The organism is Salinispora vitiensis (assembly GCF_000378825.1).
GTDB lineage: Bacteria > Actinomycetota > Actinomycetes > Mycobacteriales > Micromonosporaceae > Micromonospora > Micromonospora vitiensis.
Map to the genome: position 1 here is coordinate 4,035,832 of NZ_KB900388.1, position 13,508 is coordinate 4,049,339.

At 70.9% G+C, this 13,508-nt stretch carries 14 protein-coding genes; 11 read left to right on the top strand and 3 right to left on the bottom strand.

What is annotated here, in order from left to right:
- Positions 1–67: 67 nt before the first annotated feature.
- The 4 genes from SALPAC2_RS0119145 (at position 68) to thpR (ending at position 3,051) form a co-directional block, all read left to right on the top strand.
- On the top strand, positions 68–517 hold the full coding sequence (locus SALPAC2_RS0119145; RefSeq protein ID WP_018736822.1) for a MarR family winged helix-turn-helix transcriptional regulator: 450 nt from the start codon (positions 68–70) through the stop codon (positions 515–517).
- A gap of 61 nt (positions 518–578) precedes the next feature.
- Positions 579–1,859 carry an MFS transporter gene (locus SALPAC2_RS0119150; protein ID WP_018218250.1) on the top strand — a complete coding sequence of 427 codons (1,281 nt, stop codon included), beginning with the start codon at positions 579–581 and terminating at the stop codon, positions 1,857–1,859.
- 84 nt (positions 1,860–1,943) lie between these two features.
- On the top strand, positions 1,944–2,450 hold the full coding sequence (locus SALPAC2_RS0119155) for a hypothetical protein (RefSeq protein ID WP_026184901.1): 507 nt from the start codon (positions 1,944–1,946) through the stop codon (positions 2,448–2,450).
- 31 nt (positions 2,451–2,481) lie between these two features.
- On the top strand, positions 2,482–3,051 hold the full coding sequence (gene thpR / locus SALPAC2_RS0119160) for an RNA 2',3'-cyclic phosphodiesterase (RefSeq protein WP_026184902.1): 570 nt from the start codon (positions 2,482–2,484) through the stop codon (positions 3,049–3,051).
- Position 3,052: 1 nt separating this feature from the next.
- Here thpR and sepH read toward each other — a convergent pair whose 3' ends face one another.
- The 3 genes from sepH to SALPAC2_RS0119175 form a co-directional block, all read right to left on the bottom strand.
- Positions 3,053–4,126 carry a septation protein SepH gene (gene sepH, locus SALPAC2_RS0119165; protein ID WP_018218253.1) on the bottom strand — a complete coding sequence of 358 codons (1,074 nt, stop codon included), beginning with the start codon at positions 4,124–4,126 and terminating at the stop codon, positions 3,053–3,055.
- A gap of 184 nt (positions 4,127–4,310) precedes the next feature.
- Positions 4,311–5,438, bottom strand: coding sequence for a phosphoserine transaminase (gene serC, locus SALPAC2_RS0119170; protein ID WP_018218254.1), 1,128 nt, complete (start codon positions 5,436–5,438; stop codon positions 4,311–4,313).
- 265 nt (positions 5,439–5,703) lie between these two features.
- On the bottom strand, positions 5,704–6,810 hold the full coding sequence (locus tag SALPAC2_RS0119175; RefSeq protein WP_018218255.1) for a citrate synthase 2: 1,107 nt from the start codon (positions 6,808–6,810) through the stop codon (positions 5,704–5,706).
- A gap of 239 nt (positions 6,811–7,049) precedes the next feature.
- On the opposite strand from SALPAC2_RS0119175, the gene pdxH reads away from it, so the two are divergent.
- The 7 genes from pdxH (at position 7,050) to SALPAC2_RS0119210 (ending at position 13,508) form a co-directional block, all read left to right on the top strand.
- On the top strand, positions 7,050–7,712 hold the full coding sequence (gene pdxH / locus SALPAC2_RS0119180) for a pyridoxamine 5'-phosphate oxidase (RefSeq protein ID WP_018218256.1): 663 nt from the start codon (positions 7,050–7,052) through the stop codon (positions 7,710–7,712).
- 89 nt (positions 7,713–7,801) lie between these two features.
- Positions 7,802–8,728, top strand: coding sequence for an aldose 1-epimerase family protein (locus SALPAC2_RS0119185; protein ID WP_018218257.1), 927 nt, complete (start codon positions 7,802–7,804; stop codon positions 8,726–8,728).
- A gap of 13 nt (positions 8,729–8,741) precedes the next feature.
- Complete coding sequence (locus SALPAC2_RS0119190; RefSeq protein WP_018218258.1) at positions 8,742–9,344, top strand: nitroreductase family protein; 603 nt, start codon at positions 8,742–8,744, stop codon at positions 9,342–9,344.
- A 200-nt stretch (positions 9,345–9,544) separates the two neighbouring features.
- Positions 9,545–9,850, top strand: a complete 306-nt coding sequence (locus tag SALPAC2_RS0119195; RefSeq protein WP_018218259.1) for a type II toxin-antitoxin system VapB family antitoxin — start codon at positions 9,545–9,547, stop codon at positions 9,848–9,850.
- 35 nt (positions 9,851–9,885) lie between these two features.
- Positions 9,886–11,046 (top strand): acyl-CoA dehydrogenase family protein, encoded by a 1,161-nt coding sequence (locus tag SALPAC2_RS0119200; protein ID WP_018218260.1) that lies wholly within the window; start codon positions 9,886–9,888, stop codon positions 11,044–11,046.
- A 182-nt stretch (positions 11,047–11,228) separates the two neighbouring features.
- Positions 11,229–12,626 carry an L-serine ammonia-lyase gene (locus SALPAC2_RS0119205; protein WP_018218261.1) on the top strand — a complete coding sequence of 466 codons (1,398 nt, stop codon included), beginning with the start codon at positions 11,229–11,231 and terminating at the stop codon, positions 12,624–12,626.
- A 54-nt stretch (positions 12,627–12,680) separates the two neighbouring features.
- Positions 12,681–13,508, top strand: a complete 828-nt coding sequence (locus SALPAC2_RS0119210) for an ABC transporter permease (RefSeq protein ID WP_018218262.1) — start codon at positions 12,681–12,683, stop codon at positions 13,506–13,508.

A 13,508-nucleotide genomic window follows, 5' to 3' on the forward strand; every position in this document is an offset into this window, starting at 1 on the left:
GCGTACTCCACGTGAGCCTGGTCATATCGCATGTCGTTAGCTAGGCTCATTAGTTAGGCTAACTATAGTGACGGAGCAGACGGTGACGGCGAAGAGCGTGCCACCGGTGCAGCTGGCGGTCCAGCTGCGGGATGCGATTACCCGACTCAACCGGCGGGTCCGCCAGGCCAGACCGGTTGGGGACCTGACGGTCACCCAGCTCTCCGCGCTCACCAGCCTCCGGCTGGCGGGCGCGCTGACGCCCCGGGAACTTGCCGACGTCGAACGGGTCCAACCGCCGACGATGACCAAGATCGTCGCGAAACTGGAGGAGCGCGGCCTCGTGCAGCGCACCCCCCACCCGACCGACGGCCGGCAGGTGATCCTCGCCGCGACGGAGGGGGGCGGAGCGGTGCTGGACCAGTTTGAGCGCGTTCGGGACCAGTGGCTGGCCCACCGGCTGGCCGAACTGAGTGCGGAGGAACGGGAGACGCTGCGCCAGGCAGCAGAGATTCTGCAACAGCTCACCCGTACCTGAAGCGCCCGCCTCGCCTGCGCCGTCACGGCAATGACGCGTACGCGAGGGAGGCGCACCAAGAGTGCAGAAGAAGCTGAGCACGATATTCCAGTCCCTACAGGTCCGCAATTACCGGCTATTCGCCTCCGGGCAGCTGATCAAGCTGATCGGCGTCTGGATGATGTTCATCGCCCAGGACTGGCTCGTCCTCGAGCTCACCGACAACTCCGCCACCGCCCTCGGTATCGTCACCGCCCTCCAGTTCGCTCCCGTTCTGCTGCTCACGCTGATCTCCGGGCGCCTCGCCGACCGGTACGACAAGCGCGTCCTGCTCTTCGCCGCCAACCTGTTCTGGACTCTCCTCTCCCTGGCCATGAGCCTGTTGGTGATCACCGGCCGGGTGCAGCTCTGGCACGTTTTCGCCTTCGCTGCCCTCCTCGGCGTCGCCAACGCGGTGGAGACCCCGGTTCGGCAGGCCTTCGTCTCCGAGCTGGTCGGCACCCCGCTGCTGCCGAATGCCCTCTCCCTCAACGCGGCCACCTTCAACTCCGCGCGAATCGTCGGCCCCGCCCTCGCCGGCCTGGCCATCGCCGCCGTTGACGTGGGGCCGGTCTTCCTGGTCACCGCCCTCAGCTCGATCGCGCCGCTGGTGAACGTGATCCGGATGCGCCCCGCCGAGCTGCACCGCGAGGCGCTACCGCCGCGCGAGGAGCGGGACTCGGCCCGGGTCGTGGACGGGCTGCGCTACGTCTGGGGCCGGCCGGACCTGCTGCTGCCGATGGTCCTGATCTCGGTCATCGCCACCTCACTCTTCAATTTCCAGCTCACCCTCGCCGCGCTGGCCAAGACCGTCTTCGACACCGGAGCCGCCTCGTTCGGTCTGTTCAGTAGCGCCCTCGCGGTGGGCGCCCTGGCCGGGGCCCTGGCCGGCACCGGGCGCCGCAGTCGCCCCTCGGTGTGGCTGGTGCTCTCCGCGGCCGTCGTCTGCGCCACCTTCGGCACCCTGGTCGGGCTGGCGCCCACGTACTGGCTGGTGGTGGCGTTGCTCCTGCCGACCGGCTTCTCCACGGTCTTCTTCGCTCAGGCCTGTAACCAGCGCATTCAACTGGGCACCGATGCCGCCTTCCGGGGCCGGGTCATGGCGCTGTGGGTGCTGGTTTTCCTGGGTACCAACCCGGTGGGTGCGCCGGTCATCGGCTGGCTCGCCGAGACGTACGGCGCCGGGGCCAGCATCTGGATGGGTGGGCTGGTCTCCCTCACCGCCGCGCTGCTCGCCCTGGCCTGGCAGCTGCGCCGTTCGGGAGCCCGGCTGCGGTTCCGGGTGCTGCCGATGCCCCGCTTCTACCTCACCGAGCGGGTGTGAGGCCTGCGCTGGGCAGAACGAGACAAAACGCCTTATTACGGCAAATCGGTGGCAGGGTGATCACAGCGGGCCTAGCGTCGGGGCGTGGAGGTGGGACGTGCGCTACTAGTGCCCCTGATGGTCGCTGCCGTGGTGTGCATACCCATGGTGATCGCCCTGCTCATCTGCGCCGACGAACTCGTTGACCGATTCGCCTGTCGCTGGGCGCGGTGGCGGAGCCGACGGCGGGAGCGGCGGGTAGTCGCCCGCCTGGACCGTGCGGTCGAGGCCGACGCGCTCACCCGGAACATTGACCTGAGCCGGTTGGACCGGCCGGATCGGCAGCCGCTGGAACAGCTCGCCACCGAGCTACGCCAGCTCCGGGCTCATCAGGTCGGCGGTGGGCGGGCCACGGTCTGGCACGAAGCGACGCTCGCCAGCTACGACAATCGGCTTCGGCTGGCCTGCGCGGCCCTCGGAATCAGGCAGCACCTGGACGAGCTAGCCGGGGCGGACCGGGAAATTGAGCGGGTACGGGTCGAAGGGCTGCTGCACCGGGCAGGTCTCATCTTGCCCGGTGCCCGTCCCGTGCACCGTCAGCGCCGCCGTTGAGTGGTAGCTGGGGAAGCCACCGGCGGCCCGGTTGAGACTCTTCGTCGCCGTATACCCGCCGCCAGCGGCGGTGGAGCACCTCCGTGCGCGGATCACCGAGCTGCAGATCGGCCGGGCCGCCGCTGGCGTCCGCCTCGTCGACCCGACCCAGGCGCACATCACGCTCGCCTTCCTCGCGACGGTGGCAGCGGACCGGTTGGGGGCCGTGGAAGACTCGCTCGACCAGGCGGCGCGGCGCTCCCGCGACTCGTGGCCAGTCCCGCCGCAGCTACGCCTGGCCGGCGGCGGAACATTCGGGCAGGGCCGCTCCACCGTCATGTGGGTGGACCTGCGGGGCGAGGTGGCGGAGCTGCACCGGCTGGGTCGACTCGTCCGGTCCCGGCTGCGGGCCAACGACCTGCGCCACGACGAGAAGCCGTTGCGCCCGCACCTGACCGTGGCCCGGCCCGGCGACCGACTGACATCGACCGAGGTCGCGGCCGACATCGCCGCGCTACAGGACTACGAGGGCCCCCGGTGGCCGGCGCGGGAACTGGTGCTGACGCGAAGCCAACCGGGGTCGCCCCCCAGCTATCACCGCCTGGCCGCCTGGCCGCTCTGAGTCAGGAGGACTCGCGGGCGGCCGGTGCGCTGCCGAAGAGCACGTCGTCCCAGCTCGGTAGCCGCTTACGCGGTTTACTGCTGCTCTCGCCGGACTCGGTGCTGCCCGCCGTCGCGGGACCCGTGCGGCGCGGCCGGAGCACGGCCAGCGACGGAACAGCCGGCACCTCCTTCGGCGCGTCCGAGTCGTCGTCGAAGGCCGAACCCGGGCCGCCACCGAGCAACGCCGCCGCGCCGCCAGCGACCGTCCGTGGCCGCGGTGCCTCTGGGCTGGTCGGGCTCCGGGACTCGAGGTTACGGCCGGACGTGCCACCGAGCGGGCGGTCCAGGGTGGCGAGCAGGGCGTCCCGACCGGCGCGGATTGGGTCACGGCTTGGCCGCTTGGGCTCGGGCGGGCCGGGCAGGCCGTGCCCACCGCGGCCGGGCTCGGCCCGTGCCGGGCCGGGCAGCCCGTGGCCACCCCGCTCGGCGGCCGGTTCCTGCCCGAGGATCGGCATGGGACGCTCGGCGCAGAGGTACTGCGCCATGTCGTCGTGTGGCGTGACCGACTGCCGGGACTTCTCCAGCTCCCACACGGCCTGCGCGGTGGCCTTGCCGGAGGGCCAGGTGGCGACGATCCGCCAGGCCCCGTCGTCGCGCCGCCACGCATCCCACGAGATCTTCTCAGTGTCGATGCCGTGCTGGGAAAGCCGACCGTTGACCACCTCGGCGAGCGGGGTCGGCTTCTCGGCCCCGCGCAGCCGGGTACGCCGGGCGTGCTGGGCGAGCATGGCCCGCTCCTGAAGCACCGGGCCGGCGTAGCGCAGCACCCGGTCAACGGGGACGCCCGCGATCCGGGCGACATCCTCGGCAGACTCACCGGCCCGGATCCGGGCCTGGATGTCCCGTGGGGCCAGCGAGGGAGCCGGATCGGTGCCCGGCGTGGCGGCCACCGCCAGGGGTGCGGACCCGGGCTCGGTGTGCAGGGCGGTGGAGACGCGCTCGTCAAGGGGGAGCGCGAGAAGTCGCCCAACCTCGTCGGTGAGGACCAGTGCCTGGCCGTCCTCGGAGAGGGCGACGAAGCGTACAGGGCGCATGGTCTGCCTCCGTCCCGCCTTGCTGGCCCCGCGCCACAGGCGAGCCACCCGGGCGTTCGTACCACCGTACGCCCATCTGCCCGCAGGTGGGGGAACCGACACCCCGTGATTCCCGACTGGGCTGCGATGATGATCACGGTGAGTGGCTGCCGGGGTGCGGCAGCTCACCCACCGTGACGATAGCTCAGAGTCGTTCGACCACGTGGTCGATGGCGGCGGTCAAGGCCTCCACATCGGCTGGTTCAATCGCCGGGAAGAGGGCGATTCGTAGCTGGTTGCGACCGAGCTTGCGGTACGGCTCGGTGTCCACGATCCCATTCGCGCGTAACGCCTTCGCGACGGCGGTGGCGTCCACCTCGGCTACGAAGTCGACGGTGGCGACCACGTTGGAGCGCAGCGCCGGGTCGGTGACGAACGGCGTCACCGCCGGGGAACGCTCTGCCCAGCCGTAGACGATGCCGGCGCTCTCCGCGGTGCGCTTGGCCGCCCAGGACAGGCCCCCCTGCGCGTTCATCCAGTCGGTCTGCTCCGCGGCGAGGAAGATCGTGGCCAGGGCCGGGGTGTTGTACGTCTGCTCCAGCCGCGAATTGTCGATCGCCGTGCCCAGGTCGAGGAAGGCCGGGATGTAGCGGCCGCTTGCCTTGACCTCGGCCGCGCGTGCCAGCGCCGCCGGGGACATCAGGGCCAGCCACAGGCCACCGTCGGAACCGAAGCACTTCTGCGGGGCGAAGTAGTAGACGTCGGTCTCGCCGACGCTGACCTCCAAACCGCCCGCACCGGAGGTGCCGTCCACCAACAGCAGCGCGCCCTCGTCCGCGCCGGGCACCCGGCGGATCGGGACCGCGACCCCGGTGGAGGTCTCGTTGTGCGGGGTGGCGTAGACGTCCACGCCGGCCTCCGCCACCAGGCTCGGGGCGCTACCGGCCGGCGACTGGTGGATGGTGGGCGCACCGAGGAACGGTGCGTCCTGCACCGACTTGGCGAACTTGGCGCCGAACTCGCCGAAGCTGGCGAACTGGGCCCGGTCCCGGATCAGGCCGAACGCGGCGACCTCCCAGAAGGCGGTGGTGCCGCCGTTACCGAGGACGACCTCGTACCCGTCGGGCAGGGTGAAAAACTCGGCGATCCCCCGGCGAAGTCGGGCGACCTGGTCGCGGACCGTGCTCTTGCGGTGCGAGGTGCCGAGATAGTCGCCCGCCGCCGCCGCGAGGGCGGAGACCGCCGCCGGACGAACCTTCGACGGGCCGCAGCCGAACCGCCCGTCGGCGGGTTTGAGGTCGTCGGGAATTCGGATGGTCGATGCGTCAGCCACGGTCTTGGAATCCTTCCGCAGGGGCGAGGGAGAGGCCGGGGACGTGCCGGGGATCGATGGCGCGCGACCTTGGGCGCGCACGGCCGATCCTCCGACCGGCGGCGCTGCCAGTCCTCATCCTTACACCCATCGACGCCCCGATGGCCGCCCGTCCCACCGGCGGGGCTGAGGCGTACGCCACAACCCTCGCCGGTGCGGTTGGCTCGGTTCGGTTCGGGCGACGGTCCGACGCCGGGTGGAACCTGGCCCCGCCCCCGGGCGGTGGTCAGACGCCGTGCGGGACCTGGTCCCAGCCCTCGACCTCGTGCGGCCGGCGGGGGCCCGGGCCGACGTAGCGGGCGGAGGGGCGGACGAGCCGCTGGAGCTTCTTCTGCTCCAGAATGTGGGCGCTCCAGCCACCCATCCGGGCGCAGGTGAACATCGAGGTGAACATGTGGGCGGGCACCTCAGCGAAGTCCAGCACGACCGCGGACCAGAACTCGACGTTGGTGGCGAGAACCCGGTCTGGCTTGCGACTGTGCAGCTCGGCCAGGGCGGCCTTCTCCAGGGCCTCGGCGACCTCGAAGCGGGGCGCCCCCAACTCCTTGGCGGTGCGGCGGAGCACCCGGGCCCGCGGGTCCTCGGCCCGGTAGACCCGGTGACCGAAGCCCATCAGCCGCTCACCCCGGTCGAGTACGCCCCGGACGTACCCCTCGGCGTCACCGCTGCGCTCCACCGCCTCAAGCATGTTCAGCACCCGGGAGGGCGCCCCGCCGTGCAGCGGCCCGGAGAGCGCACCGATGCCGGAGGAGATGCAGGCGGCGGCGTCGGCACCGGTGGAGCCGACGATGCGGGCGGTGAAGGTGGAGGCGTTCAGGCCGTGCTCGGCGGCCGAGATGAAGTACGCGTCCACGGCCTTGACGTGCCGCGGGTCCGGCTCGCCCCGCCAGCGCTTCATGAAGCGCTCGACGATGGTGGAGGCCTTGTCGATCTCCTTCTGCGGTACGGCCGGCAGGCCCAGGCCCCGCGCGGACTGGGCGACGAAGGAGAGCGCGGTCACCGACACCCGGGCCAGGTCCTCGCGGGCCTGCTCGTCGGAGATGTCGAGCAACTGGTGTAGGCCCCAGTACGGGGCGAGCATCGCCACCGCGGACTGCACGTCCACCCGGATGTCACCGGAGTGCACCGGGACCGGGAACGGCTCGGCGGGCGGTAGACCCGGGCCGAATCGTCCATCCACCAACAGGGCCCAGACGTTGCCGAACGAGATCTGACCGATGAGATCTTCGATGTCTACGCCGCGATAGCGCAGCGAGCCACCCTCCCGGTCCGGTTCGGCGATCTCGGTCTCGAAGGCGATGACGCCCTCCAGCCCCGGTTTGAAGTCGGCCATGTCGTCTCCTGGATCTGGCTCGGTGCGCCCGGGACGGGCCCGTGTCGGGCCCGTGCCTTAGGCGACCCTCAGGGATGTGTTCGTGACATCTTGCCTGCTGACTACGGGACTTTCGACCCATGAGCGCTGTGCCTCACCCGACATCCCCGGACGGAACGGCCGTCGGGGGGTCGGTGACACTGGGTGTACGGGCAGGCTGTCAGCGACACGACGGGTCGGTCCGCCATCTGGGAGGGGGAGTGGATGTGACAGGCGACACAGTGCCGCCGGCGAACCTGCGTAACGAGTACGCCGCGGACCTGGGCCTGACCGAGACGAACCTGGCTGGTGACTGGTACACCCAGTTCGACCGCTGGTTCACCGAGGCGGTGGCCGCCGGTTTGCCCGAGCCGAACGCGATGGTGCTCGGCACCGCCGACGCGGCGGGCCGGCCGAGCGCTCGTACGGTGCTGTTGAAGGGGTATGGGTCGGACGGTTTCGTCCTGTTCACCAACTACGGGTCGCGCAAGGGCACCGAGCTGGCCGCCAGCCCGTACGCGAGCCTGGTCTTCCCCTGGTTTGTGCTGGAGCGCCAGGTGGTGGTGACCGGTCGGGTGGAGCGGCTCGACCGGGCCGAGACCGAGGCGTACTTCGCCAGCCGGCCGCGCGGCTCCCAGCTCGGGGCGTGGGCGAGTGAGCAGTCGCGGGTGCTCCCGGACCGGGCCGCGCTGGACGCCGCCTACCGGGCGACGGTGGAGCGCTTCGTCGCCGGGGCGCCGATCCCGGCGCCGCCGCACTGGGGTGGCTTTCGGGTCCGCCCCGACGAGGTGGAGTTCTGGCAGGGCCGGGCGAGTCGGCTGCACGACCGGCTGCGGTTCCGCGCCACCGACGGGGGCTGGGTTGTCGAGCGGCTGGCGCCGTGACCGAGGTGCGGCTGGCCCGGCACCGGAGTAGCGGGTCGCACCGGTGCTGTCGCCAGCGAGTAGCGGGTCTGACCGGTTAGGGTCCGGGGATGGACTTCCCCGGGCAGTGGGCCCCGTCGGGGGCACAGTGGACCATCGCGGCCGCCGGCCACGAGGCGGTGATCGTCGAGGTCGGTGGCGGAATTCGGACCTATCGATCCGGCGGGGTGGAGCACCTGGACGGGTACACCTCAGCCGAGCTGTGCCCGGACTCCGCCGGCCAGGTGCTCGCCCCCTGGCCGAACCGGCTCCGGGACGGTAAGTACCACTTCGCGGGCCGTGACCTCCAGCTGGCGATCAGCGATCCGGAGCACGACGCGGCCTTCCACGGGCTGGTCAACTGGGTGCCCTGGCAGTTGCTGGAGCGGTCGGCCGAGGCGGTGACGCTCGGCTGTGAGTTGGCGGCCACCCCCGGCTATCCCTGGTCGTTGCGGCTGCGGAGTCGGTGGTCGGTCGGCCCGGACGGGCTGCGCGCCGAGCATGAGGTGACCAACAGCGGCGGCGAGGCGGCGCCCTTCGGCTTCGCGGTGCACCCGTACCTGCGGGTGCCGGGCGGCTCGGTTGACGATGTCCTGCTGCGGTTGCCGGCGCGAAGCCGGCTGCAGGTGGACGGGCGGCTACTTCCGATCGCCCAGTCCTCGGTCGTGGGCACCGAGTACGACTGGACCGTGTCGCGTCGGATCGGCCGGGCGGTGCTCGACGACACCTTCGGTGACGTGGTGCGGGACGGCGACGGCGGTTCGGTGGTGGAGCTGGCCGCCCCGGACGGCGGGACCCGGATTCGGGTCTGGGCGGACCGGCGGTTTGGCTGGTGGCAGGTCTTTACCGGGGACACCCGCTCCGGGTCGCGGCGTCGACGTTCGGTGGCGCTGGAGCCGATGACCTGCCCGCCGGACGCGTTCCGCTCCGGCCGGGATCTGCTGACGTTGCGGCCGGGCGACACCTGGCGCGGCGTCTGGGGCATCCGGCCGGCGTAGTCGAGGAGGCGTGATGGAGTTCGTCGAGGTGGTGCGGCGGCGTCGGATGGTCCGCAACTACGACCCGGATCGGCCGGTACCGCCGGAGGTGGTGGACCGGCTGTTGGCGCACGCGATCCGGGCGCCGTCGGCGGGCTTCTCCCAGGGGTGGGGTTTCCTGGTGCTGGAGGCCGCCGAGGATCGGGATCGGTTCTGGGCGGCGACCACGCCGGGCACGGGTGGCCGGGAACGCTGGTTGGCCGGAATGCGTCAGGCTCCGTTGATCATCGTGCCGCACGCCAACCGGTCGGCGTACCTGGACCGGTACGCGGAGCCGGACAAGGGGTGGGCGGACCGGTCAGCGGAGCGTTGGTCGATGCCCTACTGGTACATCGACACCGGCTTCGCCGCCTTGTTGATGCTGCTCACCGCCGTTGATGAGGGGCTGGGGGCGTGCTTTTTCGGTATTCCGCCGCAGCGGCTGGCGGACTATCGGGCGGCTTTCGGGGTGCCGTTGGAGTATGAGCCGGTTGGCGCGGTCACCGTCGGCTACCGTGCGGTGGATCAACGATCCTCGTCGCTGCGCCGCGGGCGTCGCCCGGTGGAGGAGGTGGTCCGACGTGGGCGGTGGAGTTAGTCTGAAAAACTCCGTTTGTCCGGTTGGTGGAAGCGAACTGTCAGGGCGAAACTGTCATAAAGCGGTAGAACGCGGCGTGACTCGGCCGGTTAGGCTGACACGGTCAATGGCGCCGCTGCTCGCGGCGCCGCGAGCAGCGGCGCCGCGAGCAGCGGCGCCGGGCCGGGAGCGGCCGGTCGCGGGGAGGGGAGCTAACCGTCGTGATCTTCAGAGCGGTCCGGGATGGGCGTCCGTACCCCGAGCACAGCCTGACGCTCAAGCAGTGGGCCGAGATCCCTCCGCGTCCGCTGCGCCTGGATCAGCTGATCACCACGAAGCGTGAGTTGGCGCTGGACAAACTCCTCGCCGAGGATTCGACCTTCTATGGCGACCTGTTTCCGCACGTGGTGCAGTGGGACGGCGGGCTTTACCTGGAGGACGGGCTGCACCGGGCGCTGCGAGCCGCGCTGCAGCAGCGCAACCAGATCCATGCCCGGGTGTTCGCCTTTTCCGCGACGGTCGACTGAAGCGGCGCGGGCTGAGCCTTCGTTAAGGTGTCTCCATGAGCCCTCTCGACCTGCTGGACGTCGATTCGTCACTGAGTGCCGAGGAGCGGCAGATTCGCGCCGTCGTCCGCCAGCTGGTGGACGATCAGGTGCGGCCGCACGTCGCCGGCTGGTATGAGGAGGGCCGTGTGCCCGCCCGCGAGCTGGCCCGGGAGTTCGGCAAGCTGGGCCTGCTCGGCATGCACCTGACCGGGTACGGCTGCGCCGGCTCCTCGGCTGTCGCCTACGGTCTGGCCTGCCTGGAGCTGGAGGCGGGTGACTCGGGCATCCGCTCCCTGGTCTCGGTGCAGGGGGCGCTGGCGATGTACGCCATCTGGCGCTACGGCAGCGCGGAGCAGAAGCAGCGTTGGCTGCCCACGATGGCTGCCGGGGAGGCGATCGGCTGCTTCGCACTGACCGAGCCGGACCACGGATCCGACCCGGCGTCGATGGCCACCCGGGCCCGCCGCGACGGCGACGACTGGGTGCTGCACGGCACCAAGATGTGGATCACCAATGCGACGATCGCGGATGTCGCGGTGATCTGGGCCCGTACCGACGAGGGGATCCGCGGCTTCGCCGTGCCGACCAGGACGCCCGGGGTGACGGTGCGCGAGATTCGGCGCAAAATGTCGCTGCGGGCATCGGTGACCGGGGAGATATCCCTGGACGACGTGCGGTTGCCGGCATCGGCCCGCCTGCCCGAGGCCGTCGGGCTGAAGGCGCCCCTGGGTTGCCTCACCGAGGCGCGGCACGGGATCGTCTGGGGAGCGCTCGGCGCGGCCCGGGACTGCCTGGAGACGGCGCTGGAGTACGCGGGCAGCCGTACCCAGTTCGGCCGCCCGCTCGCCGGGTTCCAGCTCACCCAGGCGAAGCTCGCCGACATGGCGGTGGAGTGGAGCAAGGGCTACCTGCTGGCGTTGCAGCTCGGTCGGCTCGCCGACGTCGACCGGCTCCGCCCCGACCAGGTCAGCGTGGGCAAGCTCAACAACGTTCGGGAGGCGTTGGCGATCGCCCGGCAGTGCCGCACGATCCTGGGGGCCAACGGTGTCTCCGGTGCCTACCCGGTGCTGCGGCACGCCAACAACCTGGAGAGCGTGCTCACCTATGAGGGCACCTCGGAGATCCACCAGCTGGTGATCGGGCAGCGGCTGACCGGCCTGTCCGCTTTCGCCTGAATGCTCCCCGGCGTGGGGATGGCCCCGGTGCGGGCTGTGGTATCGGGTGGAGGTCGGGGCCGGGGCGGGTAGGCTGGCCGGCCGGCCCGACAGTTTCCGGGCACCCGGGAAGGCCTGCCGTGTCGGCGGTCAACCCGGGCCGGTGATCCGCGCGGTGGGTAGGACGGCGAGGAAGTGCAGCCATGATCAGTATATTCGATCTCTTCAGTGTCGGTATCGGGCCGTCCAGCTCGCACACCGTCGGGCCGATGCGTGCCGCCCGGACGTTCGTCGCCGGCCTCAAGGCAGACGGGCTGCTCAGCGAGACGGTACGGATCCGCGCCGAGCTTTTCGGTTCGTTGGGGGCGACCGGCCGCGGCCATGGCAGTGATCGTGCGGTCCTGCTCGGGCTCGCCGGTGCGGAGCCGGAGACGGTCGACACCGACGCCGTCGAGAGCTGGATCGACAAGATCCGTGCCGAGCAGCGGATCTCGCTGCTCGCCACCCACGAGATCGACTTTGATCCGGCTCGGGACCTGGTGCTGCACCGCCGCCGGTCGCTGCCGTACCACCCGAACGGGATGACCTTCGCCGCCTACGACCTGACCGGGGCCGAGCTCCGGGCCCGTACCTACTACTCGGTCGGGGGTGGGTTCGTCGTGGACGAGGCGGCGGCGGGGGCGGACCGGATCACCTCGGACACCACCCCGGTGCGCTACCCCTTCTCGACCGGTACGCAGCTGCTGGCCGTGACCCGGGAGACCGGGCTGTCGATCAGCGAGGTGATGCTCGCCAACGAGCTGTCCTGGCGCAGCGAGCGGGAGGTGCGCGCCGGGCTGCTGGAGATCTGGCGGGTGATGCGGGAGTGCGTGGCCCGCGGCTGCGAACGCGACGGTGTGCTCCCCGGCCGGTTGCAGGTCCGGCGGCGGGCCGCCGAGCTGTACCGCGGCCTGATGATGGATGCGGACCCGATGCGGTCAACGGCGGGCCGCGGTGCGGTGGATCCGCTGCGTGCGATGGACTGGGTGACCCTTTTCGCCCTCGCGGTCAACGAGGAGAACGCCGGCGGTGGCCGGGTGGTGACCGCACCGACCAACGGCGCGGCCGGCATCATTCCGGCGGTCCTGCACTACTACGACCGGTTCGGGCCGGGTGCCACCGCGGAAGGTGTGGTGCGGTTCCTGCTCGCGGCCGGCGCCATCGGTGTGCTGTTCAAGGAGAACGCCTCCATCTCCGGCGCCGAGGTGGGCTGCCAGGGCGAGGTGGGTTCGGCCTGTTCGATGGCGGCGGCCGGGCTGGCCGAGGCGCTGGGGGGCACCCCGGAGCAGGTGGAGAACGCCGCCGAGATCGGTATGGAGCACAACCTGGGGCTGACCTGTGACCCGGTCGGCGGCCTCGTGCAGATCCCCTGCATCGAACGGAACGCGGTGGCTAGCATCAAGGCGATCACGGCTGCCCGGCTCGCGTTGCGGGGCGACGGCGTGCACCACGTCTCGCTCGACAAGGTGATCAAGACGATGCGGGAGACCGGGGCGGACATGAAGGTCAAATACAAGGAGACGGCACGCGGCGGCCTCGCCGTCAACGTGATCGAGTGCTGAAAGCCACCGGCCCGCCGCGCGGGGTGTGGCGCGGACCGGGCAGGAGGCGACGCGGTGGCCGCTGGCGTCGGGACGCTCTGGTCAAACCGGGGCGCGCTGCGCATCCTCGTGCGGCGGGACCTCGCGGTCAAGTACCAGCAGTCCGCGCTGGGCTATCTCTGGTCCCTGATCGAACCGCTGGGCTTCGGCGCCATCTACTGGTTCGTCTTCGGGGTGCTGTACGAGCGGGACACCGATCGGTATCTGGGTGAGGCGGCTGACTCGTACCCGTTGTTCCTGTTCACCGGGATCTTCGCCTGGATGTGGGCCAACTCGGCGCTGGGCGAGGCGACCAACGCGCTGACCGGCCAGGCGAGGTTGATCACCACGATGAACCTGCCCCGCCAGTTCTTCCCGATCGGGCGGGTCGCCGGGCGGGTCGCCGAGTACCTGGCCGGCCTGCCCCTCCTGGTGGCGGCCGCGGCGGCGTACGCGGTGGCGGGGCGGATCCACCCGGGCTGGTCGGTGCTCGCTCTCCCGCTGGCCATCGCCCTCCAGGGCGTTCTGCTGGTCGGCCTGGCGCTGCTGCTCTCCGCGGCCAACGTGCTGATGCGCGATGTCGAGCGGGTCATGCGGTTGGTCGTCCGGGTGCTCTTCTACGCCACGCCGATCATCTACCCCTTCGGCCTGGTTCGGGACTCCAGCCTGCCCGACTGGCTTAAGGTCGGATACGAACTGAACCCCCTGGTCGGGATATTCCAGCTGCACCACGCGGTCTGGTACCCCGACGAGTTCCCCGACGCCGGGCTACTCGGCACCACGGTTACCGGCTGTCTATTGGTACTCGCCATTGGTTGGTGGACGTTTCACCGCCTCGAACCGGCGGTCCTCAAGGAGCTGTGA

Excerpts from the sequence above, each read along its gene's own strand:
- SALPAC2_RS0119205 (WP_018218261.1), top strand. The coding sequence starts at position 11,229 with ATGATCAGTATATTCGATCTCTTCAGTGTCGGTATCGGGCCGTCCAGC.
- SALPAC2_RS0119200 (WP_018218260.1), top strand. The coding sequence starts at position 9,886 with ATGAGCCCTCTCGACCTGCTGGACGTCGATTCGTCACTGAGTGCCGAG.
- SALPAC2_RS0119185 (WP_018218257.1), top strand. The coding sequence starts at position 7,802 with ATGGACTTCCCCGGGCAGTGGGCCCCGTCGGGGGCACAGTGGACCATC.
- SALPAC2_RS0119190 (WP_018218258.1), top strand. The coding sequence starts at position 8,742 with ATGGAGTTCGTCGAGGTGGTGCGGCGGCGTCGGATGGTCCGCAACTAC.
- SALPAC2_RS0119175 (WP_018218255.1), bottom strand. The coding sequence starts at position 6,810 with ATGGCCGACTTCAAACCGGGGCTGGAGGGCGTCATCGCCTTCGAGACC.
- sepH (WP_018218253.1), bottom strand. The coding sequence starts at position 4,126 with ATGCGCCCTGTACGCTTCGTCGCCCTCTCCGAGGACGGCCAGGCACTG.